19 protein-coding genes and 1 other RNA gene are annotated in these 19,989 nt (G+C 56.9%); 8 read left to right on the top strand and 12 right to left on the bottom strand.

Annotation, left to right across the window (positions count from 1 at the left end):
- Positions 1 to 16 precede the first annotated feature (16 nt).
- The 3 genes from LT85_RS05455 (at position 17) to LT85_RS05445 (ending at position 3,996) form a co-directional block, all read left to right on the top strand.
- Entirely contained in the window at positions 17 to 1,165 is a 1,149-nt protein-coding gene (locus tag LT85_RS05455) for a branched-chain amino acid ABC transporter substrate-binding protein (protein WP_038486299.1), read from the top strand.
- Positions 1,166 to 1,433: 268 nt separating this feature from the next.
- Positions 1,434 to 2,579, top strand: coding sequence for a branched-chain amino acid ABC transporter substrate-binding protein (locus tag LT85_RS05450; RefSeq protein ID WP_437177283.1), 1,146 nt, complete (start codon positions 1,434 to 1,436; stop codon positions 2,577 to 2,579).
- 286 nt (positions 2,580 to 2,865) lie between these two features.
- The gene (locus LT85_RS05445; protein ID WP_038486292.1) at positions 2,866 to 3,996 is read left to right on the top strand and encodes a branched-chain amino acid ABC transporter substrate-binding protein; all 1,131 of its coding nucleotides are present in this window, start codon (positions 2,866 to 2,868) and stop codon (positions 3,994 to 3,996) included.
- A gap of 100 nt (positions 3,997 to 4,096) precedes the next feature.
- Here LT85_RS05445 and LT85_RS05440 read toward each other — a convergent pair whose 3' ends face one another.
- Positions 4,097 to 4,411 carry a c-type cytochrome gene (locus LT85_RS05440; protein ID WP_038486289.1) on the bottom strand — a complete coding sequence of 105 codons (315 nt, stop codon included), beginning with the start codon at positions 4,409 to 4,411 and terminating at the stop codon, positions 4,097 to 4,099.
- Positions 4,412 to 4,573: 162 nt separating this feature from the next.
- Between LT85_RS05440 and LT85_RS05435 the strand changes: the two genes are divergently transcribed.
- The 4 genes from LT85_RS05435 (at position 4,574) to LT85_RS05420 (ending at position 8,274) form a co-directional block, all read left to right on the top strand.
- Positions 4,574 to 4,810, top strand: coding sequence for a TIGR04438 family Trp-rich protein (locus LT85_RS05435; RefSeq protein WP_038486286.1), 237 nt, complete (start codon positions 4,574 to 4,576; stop codon positions 4,808 to 4,810).
- A gap of 71 nt (positions 4,811 to 4,881) precedes the next feature.
- On the top strand, positions 4,882 to 5,775 hold the full coding sequence (locus LT85_RS05430) for a LysR substrate-binding domain-containing protein (RefSeq protein WP_038486283.1): 894 nt from the start codon (positions 4,882 to 4,884) through the stop codon (positions 5,773 to 5,775).
- 3 nt (positions 5,776 to 5,778) lie between these two features.
- Positions 5,779 to 6,633 carry a prolipoprotein diacylglyceryl transferase gene (gene lgt, locus LT85_RS05425; protein WP_038486280.1) on the top strand — a complete coding sequence of 285 codons (855 nt, stop codon included), beginning with the start codon at positions 5,779 to 5,781 and terminating at the stop codon, positions 6,631 to 6,633.
- 75 nt (positions 6,634 to 6,708) lie between these two features.
- On the top strand, positions 6,709 to 8,274 hold the full coding sequence (locus tag LT85_RS05420; RefSeq protein ID WP_038486277.1) for a malonate--CoA ligase: 1,566 nt from the start codon (positions 6,709 to 6,711) through the stop codon (positions 8,272 to 8,274).
- Here LT85_RS05420 and LT85_RS05415 read toward each other — a convergent pair.
- The 5 genes from LT85_RS05415 to LT85_RS05400 form a co-directional block, all read right to left on the bottom strand.
- Positions 8,255 to 8,713 (bottom strand): EVE domain-containing protein, encoded by a 459-nt coding sequence (locus tag LT85_RS05415; protein WP_038486274.1) that lies wholly within the window; start codon positions 8,711 to 8,713, stop codon positions 8,255 to 8,257. The two genes, LT85_RS05420 and LT85_RS05415, sit on opposite strands and share 20 nt — an antisense overlap.
- A 120-nt stretch (positions 8,714 to 8,833) precedes the next feature.
- A non-coding RNA gene (gene ssrS, locus LT85_RS25830) (6S RNA) lies at positions 8,834 to 9,014 on the bottom strand.
- 89 nt (positions 9,015 to 9,103) lie between these two features.
- On the bottom strand, positions 9,104 to 9,415 hold the full coding sequence (locus LT85_RS05410) for a cell division protein ZapA (protein ID WP_038486271.1): 312 nt from the start codon (positions 9,413 to 9,415) through the stop codon (positions 9,104 to 9,106).
- Entirely contained in the window at positions 9,412 to 9,657 is a 246-nt protein-coding gene (gene zapB, locus LT85_RS05405) for a cell division protein ZapB (RefSeq protein ID WP_038486268.1), read from the bottom strand. The genes LT85_RS05410 and zapB overlap by 4 nt, the downstream gene beginning before the upstream one ends.
- A gap of 111 nt (positions 9,658 to 9,768) precedes the next feature.
- On the bottom strand, positions 9,769 to 10,278 hold the full coding sequence (locus tag LT85_RS05400) for an FUSC family protein (RefSeq protein ID WP_038486265.1): 510 nt from the start codon (positions 10,276 to 10,278) through the stop codon (positions 9,769 to 9,771).
- Between the two features lie 219 nt (positions 10,279 to 10,497).
- Here LT85_RS05400 and LT85_RS05395 point away from each other — a divergent pair, with 219 nt between their 5' ends.
- Positions 10,498 to 11,724, top strand: a complete 1,227-nt coding sequence (locus LT85_RS05395; RefSeq protein ID WP_081992082.1) for a lactonase family protein — start codon at positions 10,498 to 10,500, stop codon at positions 11,722 to 11,724.
- 6 nt (positions 11,725 to 11,730) lie between these two features.
- Here LT85_RS05395 and LT85_RS05390 read toward each other — a convergent pair whose 3' ends face one another.
- From LT85_RS05390 to LT85_RS05365, 6 genes are all read right to left on the bottom strand, one after another.
- Positions 11,731 to 11,955, bottom strand: a complete 225-nt coding sequence (locus LT85_RS05390; protein ID WP_038486262.1) for a formate dehydrogenase subunit delta — start codon at positions 11,953 to 11,955, stop codon at positions 11,731 to 11,733.
- 149 nt (positions 11,956 to 12,104) lie between these two features.
- Positions 12,105 to 12,923 (bottom strand): formate dehydrogenase accessory sulfurtransferase FdhD, encoded by an 819-nt coding sequence (gene fdhD / locus LT85_RS05385; protein WP_038486259.1) that lies wholly within the window; start codon positions 12,921 to 12,923, stop codon positions 12,105 to 12,107.
- A gap of 15 nt (positions 12,924 to 12,938) precedes the next feature.
- On the bottom strand, positions 12,939 to 15,803 hold the full coding sequence (gene fdhF / locus LT85_RS05380; RefSeq protein WP_038486256.1) for a formate dehydrogenase subunit alpha: 2,865 nt from the start codon (positions 15,801 to 15,803) through the stop codon (positions 12,939 to 12,941).
- 60 nt (positions 15,804 to 15,863) lie between these two features.
- Positions 15,864 to 17,438, bottom strand: a complete 1,575-nt coding sequence (locus LT85_RS05375) for a formate dehydrogenase beta subunit (RefSeq protein ID WP_038486253.1) — start codon at positions 17,436 to 17,438, stop codon at positions 15,864 to 15,866.
- Entirely contained in the window at positions 17,435 to 17,950 is a 516-nt protein-coding gene (locus tag LT85_RS05370) for a formate dehydrogenase subunit gamma (protein ID WP_052135489.1), read from the bottom strand. The genes LT85_RS05375 and LT85_RS05370 overlap by 4 nt, the downstream gene beginning before the upstream one ends.
- Positions 17,951 to 18,232: 282 nt before the next feature.
- Positions 18,233 to 19,870, bottom strand: a complete 1,638-nt coding sequence (locus LT85_RS05365) for an OFA family MFS transporter (RefSeq protein WP_038486250.1) — start codon at positions 19,868 to 19,870, stop codon at positions 18,233 to 18,235.
- Positions 19,871 to 19,989: the final 119 nt, after the last annotated feature.

The following is a 19,989-nucleotide window of genomic DNA, read 5'->3' as shown; positions in this document are numbered from 1 at the left end:
CCTCAGGAGGATATTCATGCAGAACAAGATCAAAATGATTCCGTTGGCTGGTGCAATTGCAATGGCTTTCGCTTTTGCCGGTCCGGTTTCGGCACAAGAAGTCGTTACTATCGGCCAGGTCAGCCCGCTTACAGGTCCTAACGCCCACATCGGCAAGGACAATGAAAACGGCGCCACCATGGCGATCGAAGCGTTGAACGCCAAGGGCACCATGATCGGCGGCAAGAAAGTCACTTTCGTGCTGCAATCCGAAGATGATGCTTCCGATCCGAAACAAGGCACTGCCGTCGCGCAAAAGCTGGTGGATGCCAAGGTCAAGGGCGTTATCGGCCACATGAATTCCGGCACTACAATTCCAGCATCGAAGATCTATTACGATGCAGGGATTCCGCAAATATCCCCTTCCGCCACCAATCCTAAGTACACACAGCAAGGCTTCAACACCGCGTTCCGCGTGGTGGCCAACGATGGCCAGCTGGGCGGCACTCTGGGCCGTTACGCCATCAATACGCTGAAGGCCAAGAACATCGCCGTGATCGATGACCGTACAGCCTACGGCCAAGGCGTTGCGGAAGAGTTCGCCAAGAGCGCCAAGAAAGCCGGCGGTACGATTGTGGCTACCCAGTTCACAACCGACAAAGCGACCGACTTCAATGCGATTCTGACTTCCATCAAGGCAAAGAATCCTGACCTGATCTTCTTCGGCGGCATGGATGCAGTCGGCGGCCCAATGCTGCGTCAGATGGACCAGCTCGGCATCAAAGCCAAATTCATGGGCGGCGATGGCCTGTGTACGACTGAGCTGGCCAAGCTGGCAGGCGCAGGCTTGAAAGACGGCCAGGTAGTCTGCGCTGAAGCCGGCGGTGTGCCGGATGCAGGCAAGGCTGCGCTGGATGCGTTCAAGGCGGCTTATCAAAAACGTTTCAACCAGGAAGTCGTGATCTACGCACCGTATGAATACGATGCGCTGATGGCCATGGTTGCAGCGATGCAAAAAGCCGGTTCGTCCGATCCGAAGAAATATCTGCCAGAACTGGCCAAGATCCACTACAGCGGCGTAACCGGTCCGATTTCCTTTGATCCAAAGGGCGATATCAAGGACGGCTCGCTGACTTTGTACACTTACAAAGACGGCGTGCGTACTCTGCTGACCGTGACAAAATAATCGTCGCGCGCAACACATAGAAAGCGCCCCGGTTTCCGGGGCGCTTTTTTTTCGCCTCTCTTCCGATCATCTGCATCGCCATATCTCCCCCCCCCCGCTTTTCCTTGTGACACAGAACAATCTCCTCACGCCGAGCAAGGGTATTGTCTAAAACACAGGAAAACCCTTTGAGAAGATTTTTTTCTGTTGTAACGTTTACATGCCCCGCCTCTTGCAGCGGGAAACTTTTCATGGTTCTTATCAAATCCTTAGGAGGAAACACGTGCAGATGAAGAATAAAATGTTGCCGTTGGTTGCAGCAATTGCATTGGCCTTGAGCGCATCAGGCGCAGCTTATGCGCAGGAGCAAGTCGTCAAGATTGGTCATGTCGGTCCGGTTACCGGTCCATCCGCCCATCTGGGCAAAGATATGGAAAACGGCGCCAAGATGGCGATCGAGGAATTGAACGCCAAGGGCGTCACCCTGGGCGGCAAGAGAATCAAATTCGTGCTGCTGGCGGAAGACGATGCTTCCGATCCCAAGCAAGGCACGGCAGCAGCCCAAAAACTGGTCGACGCCAAGATCGACGGCGTTATCGGCCACCTGAATTCCGGCACCACGATCCCGGCATCGAAAATTTACTACGACGCCGGCATCCCGCAAATTTCACCGGCTGCCACCAGCCCGAAATACACCCAGCAAGGTTTTAACAGCGTATTCCGCGTCGTCGCCAACGACGGCCAGCTGGGCGGTACGCTCGGCCGCTATGCGTCGACTTCCCTGCACGGCAAGAATATCGCGGTCATCGATGACCGCACCGCTTATGGCCAAGGCGTGGCGCAAGAATTTGCCAAGGGCGTCAAGGGCGCCGGCGGCAATATCGTCGCGACCCAGTTCACCAGCGACAAGGCGACCGACTTCAACGCCATCCTGACCTCGATCAAGGCCAAGAATCCGGACGTGATTTTCTTCGGCGGCATGGATGCAGTTGCCGGTCCGATGTTGCGCCAGATGAAGGCGCTCGGCATCAAGGCCAAATTCATGGGCGGCGACGGCATGTGCACCGCCGAACTGGGCAAACTGGCAGGCGATGGCTTGATCAATGATGAAGTAGTGTGCGCCGAAGCCGGCGGCGTAGAAGAGTCGGGAAAGAAGGGCCTGGACGATTTCAAGGCAGCCTTCCTGAAGAAATACGGTACAGAGGTCAAGCTGTACGCGCCGTACTCCTACGACTCTGTCATGACAATGGTGGAGGCGATGCAAAAAGCCAATTCCGCCGATCCGAAAAAATATCTGCCTGAACTGGCGAAGATCCATCACAAGGGCGTGACCGGGATGATCGCATTCGACGCCAAGGGTGATATCAAGGACGGCACGCTGACCTTGTACACCTACAAGGATGGCAAGCGAACCTTGCTGACCGTCACCAAATAAACAGTCGCACTGTATGGCAAAAGCGCCCCGCCTTCCAAGGCCGGGGCGCTTTTTTCATGCGTTTTTATCACCGCAACACCAGTACATTACGCATATCGTTCTGCCAAATTGATAAAAAAGCATATAAACATACTTTGCGTAGCGTTTTTAATGTTGTACCGTTTAACTCCCCCGCTCAGGCCGAACTACTTGGCGACAGCGGATGTCTAAAAAAGCTGTATTTGTTATTGTTTATTATTAATACCGTTGTAAATCCTTAGGAGAAAATCTGGTGCACACAACTAAAATGACGCCATTGGCCGCCGCCGCAATCGCCCTGTCCCTGGCCGCATCGGCGCATGCACAAGAACAGGTGGTCAAGATCGCACACGTCGCTCCGACTACCGGCCCTATCGCCCAGATTGGCAAAGACAATGAAAACGGCGCCAGAATGGCGATCGAAGAACTGAACGCCCAGGGCATCACCCTCGATGGCAAAAAAACCCGATTCGTACTGGTGGCGGAAGACGATGCTTCCGATCCGAAACAGGCGACCACAGTTGCCCAGAAACTGGTCGACGCCAAGGTAGCCGGCGTGATAGGTCACGTCAACTCAGGTACTTCCATCCCTGCGTCCAAGATTTACTACGATGCAGGTATCCCGCAAATTTCACCTTCGACCACCAGCGCAAAATATACGCAGCAAGGCTTCAACACCACCTTCCGCGTGGTTGCCAACGACAGCCAGCTGGGCAGCGCCCTGGGTCGTTATGCGGCCAACACGCTGCATGCCAAAACCGCGGCCGTCATCGATGATCGCACCGCCTACGGCCAGGGTTTGGCGGAGGAATTCAGCAAGGCGGCCAAGGCTGCCGGCATGACCATCGTCGCTAGCCAGTTCACCAACGACAAAGCGACCGATTTCAATGCCATCCTCACCTCGTTCAAAGCCAAGCAACCTGATGTGGTTTTCTTTGGCGGCCTGGATGCCGGCGCCGGCCCGATGCTGCGCCAGATGAAACAACTGGGCATCAAGGCCAAATTCATGGGCGGCGACGCCATTTGCACTTCCACTTTGCCTAAGCTGGCTGGCGACAGCATCAGCAACGACCAGGTGATCTGTGCGGAAGCCGGAGGCGTCGAAGAGTCTGGCAAAAAGGCCTTGGACGGCTTCAAGACCGCCTACAAGATCAAATACGGCAAGGATGTCGTGATCTATGCACCGTACACTTACGATGCCCTGATGACCATGGCGGATGCCATGCAGAAAGCCAAATCGGCCGATCCGAAAAAATACCTGCCCGAACTGGCAAAGATCCATCATCAAGGTGTGACCGGAATGATCGCATTTGATGCAAAAGGCGATATCAAAGACGGCACCATCACTTTGTACACTTACCGCGGTGCGCTGCGCAGCCAGTTGGCGGTGACCAAGTAAGGCCAAAGGCATTTACCGCAGCCATGCAAAAAGCGCTCAATTGAGCGCTTTTTTTATGGCATTACCTGCCGCAATGCCGGAACATGCTGCTGCATGCGTATTACTTCTGCGACAAAATCCATTTCACCAGCGTGTGCGCTTCGGCATCGCTGACTTGCGGATTGGCTGGCATCGGAATCGCGCCCCAGGTACCGGTACTGCCCTTCAGGACTTTTTGCACCAGCATGTCTTCAGCGCCCTTCTGGCCGGCGAATTTCGCGGCAACGTCCTTGTACGCCGGTCCGACCACCTTGTTTTGCACCGAATGGCACGCCAGACAGTTTTTGGCCTTTGCCAGATCCAGGCCGGCGTCCGCCAGTGCGTAACCTGATGCTGTTGCACTGAGCAACGCGCAAATCAACAAACTACGTTTCATGCTTATCTCCGTCAATGTGTGTGTCACGATTTTACCTGCCCGCGAGCATTGTCTCATATTCAGGAAACACCATCATACATCTCAAATTCGGCATAACAACGCAACATCCGTTGACCGTAGGCATCTTTCGCCCTATCCTTTCCGCAAAGAAAAGGGAATGCCATGCCATTGATTATCATTATCGTTGTACTAATAGCGTTAAAATACTTCGAAATCGGTCCGTTTGCCGGGATGTCCTGGTGGTGGATTGCCGGTTTGATGGCGATAGCATTTATCTGGTTTGAATTCCTGGAGCGGATGTTCGGCCTGGATAAGCGCAAAGCCCACGAAGAACTCGAAAAAACCAGGGCGGATCGCGTCAAGAAAACCTTCGAAAAGCATAAGGGCTCCGGCCGCTAAGTAGCTACAGAAGTAACATTACGCACATCAAAAAGCCGGCGCCCCCCGGCTTTTTTATTAGGGTTCGATAAATGCACATAGAGTTGCGACAACTGCGCTATTTCGTGGCGGTGGCGGAAGAACGGCATTTCGGCCGCGCCGCACTGCGGCTGCACATGACGCAACCGCCTTTGTCGCAGGCGATCCAGGCGCTCGAGGCCAACCTTGGCGCCACACTGTTTGCGCGCACCAAGCGCAGCGTCGCCCTGACTCCGGCAGGACTGGCGTTGTTGCCGGAAGCGCAACGCTTGCTGCAGCAAGCCGCCACCCTGCCCGATCTAGTGCGACGTGCAGCCTCCGGCGAATCCGGACTACTTACCCTGTCGTTTGTCTCAACCGCCGATTACAGCATCCTGCCGCCTTTACTGCGCGCTTTCCGCGAAGCCTATCCGCTGGTGCAAATCGACCTGCAGGAAGCCACCAGCGACCTGCAACTGGCGCAACTGATGGAAGGCAGGATCGACGCCGGCCTGCTGATTCCACCGCTGCCGGACAAAGCCCGGCTGGTGCTTGATTACCAGCCGGTGCTCGCCGAGCCGCTGATCCTGGCTGCGCCTAGCGGCCTCAAGGCCTTGCGCGGCAAAGGCAAGATCGCCCTGAGCACGCTGGCTGAGATGCCGCTGATTATTTTCCCGCGCCGCATCTCGCCCGGCTTCCACGACACCATCCTGGGCTGTTTCCGCGCTGCGGGCGTCACCCCGCATATCGGCCAGGAAGCCATCCAGATGCAAACCATCGTCGGCTTGGTCTCGGCTGGCATGGGGATCGCGCTTGTGCCACAATCGGTATCGAACCTGCAACGCCCCGGGGTCGACTATCGCGAATTGCAGGACCAGACGCCCTTGGTCGAAACTGGGCTGGCCTGGCGCCGCGATAATGCCTCACCTGTATTGCAAGCCTTTTTGGAATTGTTGAGAAAGAAATAAAAGATGCTAATTCACCCTTTGCCTGATCCGATTGCCTTCTCTTTAGGACCGCTGCATGTGCGCTGGTATGGCCTGATGTATCTGCTGGCGTTCATCCAGTTCATCTGGGTCGGCCGTATCCGTATCAAGCAACCGCACATCGCCGCAGTCGGATGGAAAAAGGAAGACATCGACGACATGCTGTTTTATGGCGTGCTGGGGGTGGTGATCGGCGGCCGCCTGGGTCAAGTGTTCTTTTACGATCCCGCCTTTTATTTTTCGCACCCGTCGGAAATCATCGCGGTGTGGAAGGGCGGCATGTCTTTCCACGGCGGTTTTCTGGGCGTCCTGATCGCTATGTGGTGGTGGGGCCGCAAGGCGGGCCGCAATCTGATGGATATCATGGACTTCATCGCGCCGATGGTGCCGCTGGGTTATGCCGCCGGCCGTCTCGGCAATTTCATCAACGGCGAATTGCCGGGCCGCGTGGTATCCGACCCATCGCTGCCATGGGCCATGATCTGGCCGAACGTGGATAACCTGCCACGCCATCCGTCGCCGATCTACCAGATGCTGGTAGACGGTATCCTGCTATTCATCATTCTCTGGTTGTTCTCGCGCAAGCCGCGGCCACGCATGGCGGTAGCCGGTATGTTTTCGCTACTGTACGGCTGCGCCCGTTTCTTCACTGAATATTTCCGCGTGCCGGACTACAACGTCACCTTCGGCGGCATTACCATTTCCGCCGGCCAGATGCTGTCTGTGCCGATGATCGTGCTGGGCATTATCCTGCTGTATATCGCCTACCGCCATCCGCGCAAATATGCCGGCGCTGCCGATGCGCCGCCAGCCAAGGCTGCGGCCCCGTCCCCGACCTGATCCGCAACACTGCGGCGGCAATCCCTGCTTCCCTGGGATTGCCGCCGCGTCCAGAATGTCTTTTCCAACGCAATCATGACAGCCAATCTCTACGCCCTTTTCGCGTCGCACTTCCCTGCCGACAAAACCGCCTGCTGCATCGAAACCCACGACGGCCAGTACTATAGCTGGGGCGATGTCGAACGCGCCTCCGCCAGGATCGCCAATCTCTTCGCCAGCCTGGATCTGCCGCGCGGTTCCCGTATCGCGGTGCAGGTGGAAAAATCGCCGGAAGCCTTGATACTTTACCTGGCCACCTTGCGCGCCGGCTTTGTCTACCTACCGTTGAATACAGCCTATCGTGCAGCGGAAATCGAATACTTCATCGGTGATGCCGAACCTGCAGTGTTCGTCTGCTCGCCGAAAAATTTCGGCTGGGTGGCGCAGATTGCCTTCAAGGCAGGCACCCGTCATTTGTTTACGCTGGATGAAATTACTAGCGGCAACCAAGGCAGGAATTCTGGATCGCTGCTGGCGCGCGCCATGCATTTTCCGGATACGTTTGCTACGGTCGACAGGCAAGCCGACGATCTCGCCGTCATCCTTTATACCTCCGGCACCACTGGCCGCAGCAAGGGCGCGATGCTTTCGCACGGCAATATCGCCTCCAACGCCAAAGTGCTGCAACAATACTGGCACTGGCAAGCCGATGACGTGCTGCTGCATGCGCTGCCGCTGTTCCACATCCATGGCTTGTTGGTGGCGGCCAATGGCGCGCTGCTAAATGGCAGCAAGATGATTTTCCTGCCCAGGTTTGACGCTGCCGAAGTGTGTCGCCAGCTGCCGCGCAGCAGCATCTTCATGGGCGTGCCGACCTACTATGTACGACTGCTGGCCGATAGCGGCTTCGATCGTCGTACCTGCCGCAACATACGCTTGTTCGTTTCAGGCTCGGCGCCTCTGCTGGCCGATACCTTTACCGAATTTGTCGCACGTACCGGCCACACCATCCTGGAACGCTACGGCATGAGCGAAACCGCCATGCTGACCTCCAACCCCTATGCGCAAGAACGGCGTGGCGGCACCGTCGGCCTGCCCTTGCCCGGCGTCTCGCTGCGGCTAGCGACCACCAACGAGAACGGTCATGACACCGTTAGCGGCCCGAATGAAATTGGCGATATCCAGGTAAAAGGGCCGAACGTGTTCCAGGGCTACTGGCGCATGCCGGAAAAGACCGCTGAGGAATTTACCGCAGACGGCTACTTCAAGACCGGTGACGTCGGCAAATTCGATAGCGCGGGTTATCTGGCCATCGTTGGCCGCAGCAAGGATCTGATTATCTCCGGTGGCTACAACGTCTATCCGAAGGAAATCGAAAGCGTGCTCGATGAAATCGATGGCGTAGTGGAATCGGCTGTGATCGGCATCCCGCACGCGGATTTCGGTGAAGCTGTGACCGCGGTCATTGTGAAACGGCCGGAAGCCAAGCTGACCACCGACGGCGTGATCGCCCTGATGAAGACTGCCATCGCCAATTTCAAAGTACCGAAACAGGTATTCTTCGCCGACGAACTGCCGCGCAACACCATGGGAAAAGTGCAAAAAAACCTGTTGCGCGAACGTTACGCCAGCCAGCCGGACATTACTTCATCAGCTTGTTGATATGCCGCCATTCTGCGGCGCTGACCGGCGTGATCGATAGCCGGTTGCCGCGCCGCAGGATCTGCATCTCGGCCAGCGCTTCCTGCTCACGCAATTCCGCCAGGGGAATCAGGCGAGTCTTCTTGAGCGCCTTGACGTCGACCAGCATCCAGCGCGGATTTTCGCGGTCGCTCTTGGGGTCGAAGTATTTGCTCTTGGCGTCGAACTGGGTATCGTCGGGATAGGGTGTGCTCGCCACCTCCGCCAAGCCGGCAATGCCGGGCACCGCGCAGCCTGAGTGATAAAATAGCACGCCATCTCCAACCTGCATCAGGTCGCGCATGAAATTGCGCGCTTGATAATTGCGTACACCGTACCAGGCGATAGTTTGCCTGGACATCGCCAGCACATCATCGATACTGGCGTCGTCAGGCTCGGATTTCATCAGCCAATAATTCATTTGGTCTCTTCCCTCTCTGGCCAACACGTCGGAAACAAGGTCAAAAATACGCTAAAACCACGGCAAACAAAAGCCGCAAACGAAAAAAAGCGGCTGCACGTAAATGCAGCCGCTCCAGAATAAAGTCCCGCCTGTGCCGCTTTGTCGGCATCCTGAACCAAAGCGATTCAAGTTGGCCGCAGTTAGTTCAACTTCGGGCTCATCGGACTAGCGACGCTCACACCTGTCGAACAAAATCCCGCAGCCGTTGCGTATAAATGGTTCAAGGATTTTATGACAATCGCGAACACGGCAGGAATGAGTAGTCTACCCCAAACAACTTCCAAGTCAAATCCTTTTGCTGCATGTTTTTTGCCGCGACGTGGGCAGGCGCTGCGGCGCCGAGCAATGTCAGAACAAATCTTCCTGCGCCGCCAAGGCATCGTCCAGCACCGTATGCATGGTAGCGATTTTCTGCTTGACTTCCGAGACGGTCAGTTCCGACAAAGGCCCCGATGGTGCCTTGCTGCTCAATAATTCAGCAGCGATGCCGAGCGCGGCAATCACGGCGATGCGGTCATTGCCGCGGATCTTGCCGGCGTCGCGGATCGCCGTCATTTTGCCGTCCAGGTAAGTCACCGCTTCCTGCAGGGCGGCTTCTTCGCCTTCCTTGCAAGACAGCGTGTACGGCTGGCCCATGATATTGACGCTTAACTGGCTCATGCAAGCTCCTTATCCTGTGACGACTGCGGCGATGCCGGAAATTTTTCGAGCAAGGCGGCAACCCGCTGATGCGCTTCATTGATCCGTTGCTGCAGCTCGGCATTCTGGCTCTTGAGGTCGTCGCAATCGTTTTGCAAGCCCTTGGCGCGCAGACGCAGTTCGGCGTTTTCCCGGCGCAAAGTATGCGTCAACTCGGCCAGCTGGCCGATTTTTTCTGATAATTGATGGAATTCTGAAATCATTTTGTCACTATAGTGTTGCGGAGGAAATTACGTCAATAGATTCGATCAATCAATCTCGCACTTTGTCATCAGTTACGTCACATTTACATCCCGTTGCTACCAGCTTACACGTCATTTAATGACCGGCGCCAGCCGTTTCAGCACATACCCGTACGCCAACGATTGCAATAATGCTACGGTACTGCCGGCGATGACTTCACCGACGCGCAATAAAGCATATTCCAGTTCCTGGTGCAGCCCTTTGCCGCCAATCGCCGCCGACATCAGGATCACCACGGTGGCCGGCCCCAGACGCCAGTTGGCCGGATAATTTTGCAACAGCATCGCTACCAGCACCGAGACTGCCAGGGCAATCAGCAACGACATGAAACCCGGGCCGAACAAAACCAGCGCCAGGCAAGCCACCACGCAGCCGTTCAGGGTATTGATCAGACGCGCCTTGAAACTTGCCTTGGCGAGGTTGATGTCCGGTTCGGTCACAATGATCAGCGAGATCATGGCCCAGTATGGCTCTTGCAAGCCCAGCGCGCGCAAGCCGTACCACGTGATCAGGGAGCCGGTCAGTATCTTGACCAGATAAAGCAGCGCATTCTTTTTGGGACTGATGAACTGGAATTCCATGGTTTCAGACTTGTCGATGTAAATGCAGCGCGAGCGTCATTCTAGCCGAGAACCGGGAACGGCCCGCATTTTACGTTATCTGACGGCTAGGGCCTGCTCATACTTCATTGAATTTACGGATTGCCATTCTGGCTAGAAAACCATATATTCGTCCAACGAAACAATCTGCCTGATCTGTCGCGCGACGCCGCACCGGCGTCTTCAGTTATAGAGGAAAATATGTCAATTCCGTTTTCTGCTTCCCGCCTTTCCGAACGCTACAAGCTCTCGCTACCCGCCATCGCACTCACCGCTCTATTCACCATGACCAGCATGCCACTCCAAGCCGAGACGCCCGCTTCCGCCACCCAATTTGCCTATATCGGCACGTATAACCCTAACGGCGAAGGGGTTTACCTGTTCAAGGTAGATGGCCAGAGCGGCGCCTTAAGCCGCGTCAATGTCGCCAGCACACAGGCGAATCCGGCGCAACTGACGGTGGATGGGAACGGCAAAACGCTGTATGTCGCAAGTGAAATCGCCAACTACAAGGGCGGCAAGAATGGCAGCATCGCCGCCTATGCCGTCAGCCGCACGGATGGCGCACTGACTATGTTGAACGAGCAGGATTCGCAAGGTGCGACGCCGGCGTTCGTCACGCTTGCAGAGCAGGGAAAATATCTGTTCGCAGCCAACTACGGCGGCGGCTCGGTAGCGGTGTTCCCGATCGCAGGCGACGGCAGCCTGCAATCGGCATCGTCGGTACAGCAAGACAGCGGTCCGGCAGGTGCGGCCAAGCCGGAAGCCGCAGCCACTGGCAGCTTTGCCGCCAGCGACCATAACGGACCGCATGCGCACATGATCGCCAGCGATCCCAGCGGCAAATTCGCGTTCTCCACCGATCTCGGACTGGATCGCATCTATCAGTGGCGCTTCGACCAAAGCAACGGCCGCCTGACGCCGAACACGCCCGCCTTCATCAAGGCGTCTTCGGCCGGCGCCGGACCGCGTCACTTCGTGTTTCATCCCAACGGCAAATACGTGTATGTGATCAACGAAGAAGCGTCGACGTTGACGCTCTATCATTTCGATAAAGCCAGCGGAACTTTGCAGGAGCAGGAATCGGTCTCCAGCCTGCCGAAGAATTACCAGGGCACCAGTTTCGCCTCCGGGCTGATCTTCAGCGCTGATGGCCGTTTCCTGTATACCGCCAACCGGCTGCGCAACAGCATTGCGCAATTTGCCGTCGGCGCCGAGGGCAGGCTGAAATGGGTGGACGATACCTGGACCCGCGGCGACTATCCGCGCAGCCTGGTGATTAGTCCGCAGGGACGTTTCATGTATGTGATGAACCAGCGCAGCGACAACATCACCCAGTTCGCCGTCGACAAGGAAAGCGGCAAGCTGGAATTCATCGACCGTTATACAGGGCTGGGCAGCCCATCGCAGATGGTGTTTTTGCCGTAGGCTGCTTTACTTGAGCACGCCGGCATGCAGATGGATTGCTTCCAGCACGATCGGCATCAGTTCGGCACCGCCCTGCTCGTCGACATAGGCCAGCAATTCGCGCCGCATGCGCGGCTCCCAGCTGCGCTTCAAGTGCGTCACCAGATCCGTCATGGCTTGCGGCCGGTCCGGCATGGTGTCGAAAAATGAACCGATCTGATTCGCCATTTTTACCAGGTGTTCGAGATTCATTGCACCTACCTTTTCCACTGCATGAGGGTGATTCAATCCAAGCTACCTAAGAGGCTGCTGCAAACACAGCTGGCTAGGCGCTCCGACGAAGACAGTACGAGTAGTACGGCGAGGAGGAGCAACAACGCCAGATGTGTTTGCAACAGCCTCTAAGAAACCGACAGACGTTGGGGATGGGCATACACCACATGTCCCGGCTGCCGCACAAAACCCAGCAAGGTAACGTCGGCTTGCTGCGCCAGACGGATCGCCAGCGCTGTCGGTGCGGAGACCGCGACGATAAAGCCGCAACCCATGCTAGCCGCCTTTTGCACCATTTCATAACTGGCGCGGCTGGTGATCAGCACCGCACCACTGGAAAAATCGTGTTGCGGATGTGCATTGATCAAGCCGCCGATCAGTTTGTCTAGCGCATTGTGACGGCCGACATCTTCCCGCACCAGCGTAATTTCGCCATCGGCCTGCAACCATGCTGCAGCGTGGGTGGCGCCGGTGACCTGCTGCAAATGCTGCTGCTTCTGCATCTCGGCCATGGCGGCATAAATGACTGCCGCCGAAAACTGCGCATTCGACACAACCGGCGCCGGCTTGCGCACGGCCTGTTGCAACGTTTCAGCTCCGCACAAACCGCAACCGGTACGTCCGGTCAGGTTGCGCCGCTTTTCCTTCAGGGCCACGAAGCGTTCGGTGGCAATCTGCATCTGCACCTGGATACCGTCCGCAGCGGCCAAGATCTCGCAGTCGAACAGTTCACTGCGATCCCGCAGGATTCCTTCTGTGAGCGAAAATCCCAGCGCAAAATCTTCCAGGTCAGCCGGCGAAGCCATCATCACCGCATGCGAAATACCGTTGTACTCGAGCGCCACCGGCACTTCTTCCGCCACGATGTCGCGGCTGTTACTGACGCCGCCGTTACGCCATTGTTCTACTGCTACTTCCGTGCTGCTGGCGTAATCTGGCAAGACCATGGTTTCCTCTAACTGTTATTTGGTGACCGCCGCCTCCGCCTGTTCGGCCTGTCCTTGCAACAACTTCAATTGCTGCTCGGTGAAACGGCTGAACTGCTTCTGCCATGCGGACGGCTGGCTAACCGGCATGACCTGCACCGCGGTGACTTTGTATTCCGGGCAATTGGTCGCCCAGTCCGAATTATCGGTAGTAATCACGTTGGCGCCCGATTCCGGGAAGTGGAAGGTAGTGTAAACCACACCCGGCTGCACCCGCTCGGTGACCGTCGCCCGCAACACAGTCTGCCCGGCGCGCGATTCAATTCCGACCCAGTCATCGTCTTTGATACCGCGGTCCTCGGCATCGTGCGGATGAATTTCCAACCGGTCCTCGCTATGCCATTCGACATTCTCGGTACGGCGCGTCTGCGCGCCCACATTATATTGCGACAGAATGCGACCGGTAGTCAGGATCAGCGGGAATTTCAGCGTGACCTTCTCGTCGGTGGCGAAATACTGGGTATTGATGAACTTACCCTTGCCACGCACAAACTGGCCGATGTGCATGATCGGCGTGCCTTGCGGCGCTTCTTCGTTGCACGGCCATTGCAGGCTGCCGGCCTGCTCCAGTTTGGCGTAGCTGACGCCATGGAAAGTCGGCGTCAACGCGGCGATCTCGTCCATGATCTGGGACGGATGGCTGTAGTTCATCGGATAACCGAGCGCGTTGGATAACGCAACAGTCACTTCCCAGTCGGATTTTCCAGCCTTGGCCGGCATCACCTTGCGCACACGCGAGATACGACGCTCGGCGTTGGTGAAGGTGCCATCTTTTTCCAGGAACGACGAACCGGGCAGGAACACATGCGCGTACTTGGCAGTTTCATTGAGAAACAGATCTTGCACCACGATGCACTCCATCGCCGCCATGGCGGCGGTCACATGCTGAGTGTTCGGGTCCGACTGGACAATATCTTCGCCTTCGCAGTACAAGCCCATGAAACTGCCGTCGAGCGCGGCGTCGAACATGTTCGGTATCCGCAAACCCGGTTCAGGGCTGAGCGTAACGCCCCACATCTGTTCGAATTCACCGCGCACGGTACTGTCGGAAACATGGCGATAACCCGGTAGTTCATGCGGGAAGGAACCCATGTCGCAGGACCCCTGCACATTGTTCTGACCGCGCAACGGATTGACGCCGACGCCTTCGCGACCGACGTTACCCGTCGCCATCGCCAAGTTGGCGATGCCGATCACCATGGTCGAACCTTGTGCATGCTCGGTGACGCCGAGGCCGTAATAGATTGCGCCGTTAGCGGCAGTCGCATACAAACGGGCGGCGCCGCGCAATTGCTCGGCCGGCACGCCGGTGACAGCCGCCATCATCTCCGGCGAATTCTCCGGACGCAGGACAAATTCTTTCCAGTCAGCATACGATTTCTGGTCGCAACGTTCGGCCACAAAATCCGGCTTTTCCAGGCCTTCCGACAGAATCACGTGCGCCAGCGCAGTGATCAGCGCGACGTTGGTGCCTGGCCGCAGTTTCAGATGAAAGGCTGCCTGTACGTGCGGTGACTTGACCATGTCAGTGGTGCGCGGATCGACCACGATCAGCTTGGCGCCCTGCCGCAGGCGGCGCTTCATTTGCGAAGCGAACACCGGATGCGCCGCCACCGGGTTAGCGCCGATGACCATGATGACGTCGGACTGCATGACCGAATCGAAAGTCTGGGTGCCTGCCGATTCGCCCAGCGTTTGCTTCAGGCCGTAGCCGGTTGGCGAATGGCACACCCGGGCACAAGTATCGACGTTGTTGTTGCCGAAGGCCGCGCGCACCAGTTTCTGCACCAGATAGGTTTCTTCGTTGGTGCAACGCGATGAAGTGATGCCGCCGATCGAATCCTTGCCGTACTTGGCCTGGATGCGACGGAATTCACCCGCGGCGTAAGTCAGCGCTTCATCCCATGAAACTTCGCGCCACGGATCGGTAATTTTGCTGCGGATCATCGGCTTGGTGATGCGGTCCTTGTGTGTCGCATAGCCCCAGGCGAAACGCCCCTTGACGCAGGAATGGCCGTGATTGGCCTGGCCATCCTTGTGCGGCACCATGCGTACTACCTGGTTGCCTTTCATCTCTGCCTTGAACGAACAGCCGACGCCGCAATAGGCGCAAGTAGTGATCGCGCTGTGCTCGGCCTGGCCTAGCATGATGACGGTCTTTTCAGTCAGGGTGGCGGTCGGGCAGGCTTGCACGCAAGCACCGCAGGAGACGCATTCGGAATCCATAAAATCCTGCATCTGCCCAGCCGACACGCGCGACTCAAACCCGCGGCCGTCAATGGTCAGCGCAAACGTACCCTGGGTTTCTTCGCAGGCGCGCACGCAGCGGTTGCAGACGATGCACTTGGACGGATCGTAGGTGAAATAAGGATTCGATTCATCCTTCTTCATCTTGAGGTGGTTTTCGCCTTCATAGCCATATCGCACTTCGCGCAGGCCGGTGACGCCCGCCATGTCCTGCAGCTCGCAGTTACCGTTGGTGGGACACGTCAGACAGTCGAGCGGATGATCGGAAATGTAGAGTTCCATGACGCCGCGGCGGATATCGGCCAGCTTCGGCGTCTGGGTACGGACTTTCATGCCGGGTTCGCATGGTGTGGTGCAAGAAGCGGGATACCCTTTCTTGCCTTCGATTTCAACCAGGCACAAGCGGCAGGAACCGAACGGTTCGAGGCTGTCGGTGGCGCATAGTTTTGGCACATTGATGCCGGCTTCGACCGCAGCGCGCATGACCGAAGTGCCGGCTGCCACGTCGACACTGACGCCATCGATTTCCAGCGTGACCGTCTGGCCGGCTGGTTTGGCGGGAGTACCGTAGTCGAGTTCGTTAAGCTGGTTCATCACATACTCCTGGTTCCGTCGGAACGTGGGTTAGTCGTGTTTATGCTGGTAAAAGTAAGTTCAGGCGGCCTGATTGAGCGCGCCGTCGCCGAAATCTTCTGGAAAATGATCGAGCGCCGATAACACCGGCAACGGTGTCATGCTGCCCATGGCGCACAGTGAACCGTTGACCATGGTGTCGCACAGGTCGCGCAGGAGCTTTATCTGCACAACAGCTTGACGAGGTTCGCCGGCGACGATCTTGTCGATCACTTCTACGCCGCGGGTAGAGCCGATGCGGCATGGGGTGCATTTCCCGCAGGATTCGCTTGCGCAGAATTCCATTGCATATCTGGCCTGTTTCGCCATGTCGACGCTATCATCGAACACCACGATGCCGCCATGTCCCAGCATGCCGCCGACGGCAGCCATGGCTTCGTAATCAAGTTTGGTATCGAACAGCGATGGCGGCAGATACGGGCCAAGTGGGCCGCCGACCTGCACCGCGCGGATAGGTTTGCCGCTGGCGGTGCCGCCGCCAAAATCGATCAGCAATTCGCGCAGGGTGACGCCAAAGGCTTTTTCAACCAGGCCGCCGTGACGGATATTTCCAGCCAGCTGCATCGGCAAAGTGCCAAGCGAGCGCCCCATGCCGTAATTCTTGTAGAACGCGGCACCGCGCGCCAGAATAACGGGCACCGAGGCCAGCGAGATCACGTTGTTGATGACAGTCGGCTTGCCGAACAAGCCTTCGATGGCCGGCAGCGGCGGCTTGGCGCGCACCACGCCGCGCTTGCCTTCCAGGCTTTCGAGCAAGGCGGTTTCTTCACCGCAGATATAGGCGCCGGCACCTTTGCGTACTTCCAGATGAAAGCTGGAATGTGAACCGAGGATATTCTCGCCCAGGTAATTGGCGTTGCTGGCGCTGACGATGGCATGGTTTAGCGCAGCAATCGCATGCGGATATTCCGAGCGAACATAGATATAGCCATGGCTTGCGCCGACTGCTAGTGCGGCAATCGTCATGCCTTCAATCAGCATGAAGGGATCGTCCTCCATCACCATGCGATCGGAGAATGTGCCGGAGTCGCCTTCATCGGCATTGCAAACGATGTATTTTTGCGCAGCTTGGGTAGCTGCCACCGTCTTCCATTTGATGCCTGTCGGGAAAGCCGCACCGCCGCGGCCGCGCAAACCGGAATCCAGTACTTCCTGCACCACCGCTTCGCTGCTCATGTCCAGGGCGCGGCGCAAACCGGCGTAACCTTCATGCGCGAGGTAGTCTTCCAGCGACAGCGGATCAGTGATGCCAACTCGGGCGAAGGTCAGGCGTTCCTGTTTTTTCAGATAAGGAATTTCTTCGACCAGTCCCAGCGCAAGGCGATGCTGGCCGCCATTGAGAAAATCCGCATCGAATAATCCTGCCACATCCTCGGTTTCTACCGGGCCATAGGCAATGCGGCCTTCCGCAGTCGCCACCTCCACCAACGGCTCCAGCCAGAACATGCCGCGTGAGCCATTGCGTATCAGCTTGATGTTCACGCCGCGCTGACGGGCCTGCTCCGTAATATCAGCTGCGACCTGATCGGCGCCGAGCGCAAGCGCGGTTGAATCGCGCGGCACATACACGGTCACCACGGGATTGAGAGCGCTCATTGAACACCTCGCTTGGCGCGTACCACACGATTGAATTTGTCGTTACTGACGCGGGCATGCAAATCGTCGTCAATCTGCATGTTCGGACCGCAGGCGCATTGCCCCAGGCAATACACCGGTTCCAAGGTGAACTGGCCATCGCTGCTAGTGCCATGGAAATCACAGCCCAGGGCTGCCTTTGCGTGGGCGGCCAGTGCATCAGCGCCGACTGCCTGACAGGCCTCGGCGCGGCAGATCTGCACGATATGGCGTCCGGCCGGCTGCTGGCGGAAATGATGATAGAAGCTGATGACGCCGTGCACTTCGGCTCGCGACAGGTTCAGCTCGTCGGCGATCAGCGGCACCACTGAAGGCGGCACATAACCGAGCGCATCCTGGATCGCGTGCAGCACGGGCAGCATGGCGCCGGGAAGCGTCTTGAATTCTTCAATGATGATCCTGACCTGGTTCAGGTCGACAGACGGATCCGAAGGTACAGCTTGCGGAACGTGAGAGCTTGGCTCGATTTGCATCTTCACTACAGTCTCCTACCGGGATTCAGCACTACAAATGGCGCTCGGACTGGATGCTGTTTTTATAGACAGCCATGCATCTTGATCAGCGCGCCGCGGTGTGTCTTGAAATCTGTATTGCCACTCTACTTATCTTATTATTTTGTTGCATCCTTCCGGATACCGGGCAGAGCCATGGCCACACTGCGTTGGCTTGCAGACCCTGCCCTCCTTACTGCTTTTACTACGGTCTATTTAGTTGCCTATCCACTTGCTCTAAATATTTTTTACTTGTTTGTTACGTTACTTGAACAGCACTGCCGATTTTTGCAGGGTGATGGCAATCCCCCAGATCAGTGGAATAACTACCGCCGCCCACGACAGCCACAACAGCGCAGGATTGCCGCCACTGCCGATACGCGCCATGACTTCCGGCGGCAACACTGCATCGCCCTTCACCGAAGCCTGCTCGTGCGCCAATTGCTTTTCGCGCGCCAGTTCTTCCGGCGTCATGAAATGCGTTGCGGCGATCGGACGAATCATCAGGTTGCACAGCAAACCCAGCACCAGCATGCCTGCCAGGATATACATGGTGGTGTTGTACACCGACTCACGCGGCATGCCCAGGCCGAGCTGATACTCGCGCATGTAGTTCACCACTACCGGTCCGAGAATCCCCGCCGTCGCCCACGCAGTCAGCAAACGACCATGGATCGCGCCCACCATCTGGGTACCGAACAAGTCAGCCAGATAAGCCGGCACGGTGGCGAAACCGCCGCCGTACATCGACAAGATCAGGCACACCGCCGCTACAAACAGGGCCACGCTACCGGTCGCGCCAGACCAAGGCAAACTGACATACAACACAAACCCGAGTACAAAGAACACCACATACGTCATCTTGCGGCCGATATAGTCGGAACAAGTAGCCCAGGCAAAGCGGCCGCCAATGTTAAACAGGCTGATCAAACCGGTAAATCCTGCTGCAATCGCTGCAATCGCGCCTTTTTGCTCCAGCGTCAATTCAGTGAATTTAGCGCTAACACCCAGCAAATGACCACCGAACACTTCTTGCAACATCGGCGACGCCATACCGATCACGCCGATACCTGCCGATACGTTCAAACACAGCACCAGCCACACCAGCCAGAACTGCGGAATGCCCCAGACCTTGCTGGCATGGACGTGGTTTTGCGTGATCATGGCGTTGCTGTTGGCCACCGGCGGTGTCCATCCGGCTGGTTTCCAGCCGCTAGGCGGGATCCGGTAACCGAAGGCGCCAGCCATCATGAACACAAGATAGATCAAGGCCATCACTACAAACGTCTGCCACACGCCGACCGAAATATCGGTCGCAAAAAATTTCATTAGCTTGTCTGCCAGCGGACTGCCGATCAGCGCACCGCCGCCGAAGCCCATGATCGCCATGCCGGTCGCCATGCCGCGGCGGTCCGGAAACCATTTGATCAGGGTCGACACAGGCGAGATATATCCCAGCCCGAGTCCGACGCCGCCGATCAGGCCTGAGCCCAGCCAGATCAACCATATCTGATGCTCATACACACCCAGCGCCGAAATCAGCAAACCGCCGCACCAGCACAGCGCGGCGACAAAACCAGCCTTGCGCGGGCCAACGTGTTCCAGCCAGCCACCCCAGATTGCCGCCGACGTTCCTAGCAACACAAAGAACATGGTGAAAATCCAGCCCAGCATCGAGATCTTCCAGTCGCAATTGCTGGCGAATATTTCAGCTAAAAAACTCATGTCCTTGGAACACGCTACCGATTCCTTGATCCCGATCGCCTTTGACAACGGCAACCAGAACACCGAAAAACCATAAGCCATGCCAATACACAGATGTATCGCCAACGCCGCCGGCGGCACCAGCCAGCGGTTAAAACCCGGACCTGCAATGGTCCGTTCTTTATCTAAAAACCCCATCTAATTCCCCCCGGAAATGAAAAAGTCTTATATGTACCATAGGTAATTAATTACATATAGTTTTATCTGTGAAATATTTCCATTTCTCTGCCATATTCGAAAAATATCACTGGCAGCGC

Source organism: Collimonas arenae (genome assembly GCF_000786695.1).
GTDB classification, from domain to species: domain Bacteria; phylum Pseudomonadota; class Gammaproteobacteria; order Burkholderiales; family Burkholderiaceae_D; genus Collimonas; species Collimonas arenae_A.
This window is presented reverse-complemented; position numbering and strand designations above follow the sequence as displayed.

Excerpts from the sequence above, each read along its gene's own strand:
- LT85_RS05410 (WP_038486271.1), bottom strand. The coding sequence starts at position 9,415 with ATGAGCCAGTTAAGCGTCAATATCATGGGCCAGCCGTACACGCTGTCT.
- LT85_RS05455 (WP_038486299.1), top strand. The coding sequence starts at position 17 with ATGCAGAACAAGATCAAAATGATTCCGTTGGCTGGTGCAATTGCAATG.
- zapB (WP_038486268.1), bottom strand. The coding sequence starts at position 9,657 with ATGATTTCAGAATTCCATCAATTATCAGAAAAAATCGGCCAGCTGGCC.
- LT85_RS05400 (WP_038486265.1), bottom strand. The coding sequence starts at position 10,278 with ATGGAATTCCAGTTCATCAGTCCCAAAAAGAATGCGCTGCTTTATCTG.
- LT85_RS05375 (WP_038486253.1), bottom strand. The coding sequence starts at position 17,438 with ATGAGCGCTCTCAATCCCGTGGTGACCGTGTATGTGCCGCGCGATTCA.
- LT85_RS05450 (WP_437177283.1), top strand. The coding sequence starts at position 1,434 with ATGAAGAATAAAATGTTGCCGTTGGTTGCAGCAATTGCATTGGCCTTG.
- LT85_RS05415 (WP_038486274.1), bottom strand. The coding sequence starts at position 8,713 with ATGAATTATTGGCTGATGAAATCCGAGCCTGACGACGCCAGTATCGAT.
- LT85_RS05420 (WP_038486277.1), top strand. The coding sequence starts at position 6,709 with ATGACAGCCAATCTCTACGCCCTTTTCGCGTCGCACTTCCCTGCCGAC.
- lgt (WP_038486280.1), top strand. The coding sequence starts at position 5,779 with ATGCTAATTCACCCTTTGCCTGATCCGATTGCCTTCTCTTTAGGACCG.
- fdhF (WP_038486256.1), bottom strand. The coding sequence starts at position 15,803 with ATGAACCAGCTTAACGAACTCGACTACGGTACTCCCGCCAAACCAGCC.
- fdhD (WP_038486259.1), bottom strand. The coding sequence starts at position 12,923 with ATGGTCTTGCCAGATTACGCCAGCAGCACGGAAGTAGCAGTAGAACAA.
- LT85_RS05430 (WP_038486283.1), top strand. The coding sequence starts at position 4,882 with ATGCACATAGAGTTGCGACAACTGCGCTATTTCGTGGCGGTGGCGGAA.
- LT85_RS05440 (WP_038486289.1), bottom strand. The coding sequence starts at position 4,411 with ATGAAACGTAGTTTGTTGATTTGCGCGTTGCTCAGTGCAACAGCATCA.
- LT85_RS05365 (WP_038486250.1), bottom strand. The coding sequence starts at position 19,870 with ATGGGGTTTTTAGATAAAGAACGGACCATTGCAGGTCCGGGTTTTAAC.
- LT85_RS05395 (WP_081992082.1), top strand. The coding sequence starts at position 10,498 with ATGTCAATTCCGTTTTCTGCTTCCCGCCTTTCCGAACGCTACAAGCTC.
- LT85_RS05390 (WP_038486262.1), bottom strand. The coding sequence starts at position 11,955 with ATGAATCTCGAACACCTGGTAAAAATGGCGAATCAGATCGGTTCATTT.
- LT85_RS05445 (WP_038486292.1), top strand. The coding sequence starts at position 2,866 with ATGACGCCATTGGCCGCCGCCGCAATCGCCCTGTCCCTGGCCGCATCG.
- LT85_RS05370 (WP_052135489.1), bottom strand. The coding sequence starts at position 17,950 with ATGCAAATCGAGCCAAGCTCTCACGTTCCGCAAGCTGTACCTTCGGAT.
- LT85_RS05435 (WP_038486286.1), top strand. The coding sequence starts at position 4,574 with ATGCCATTGATTATCATTATCGTTGTACTAATAGCGTTAAAATACTTC.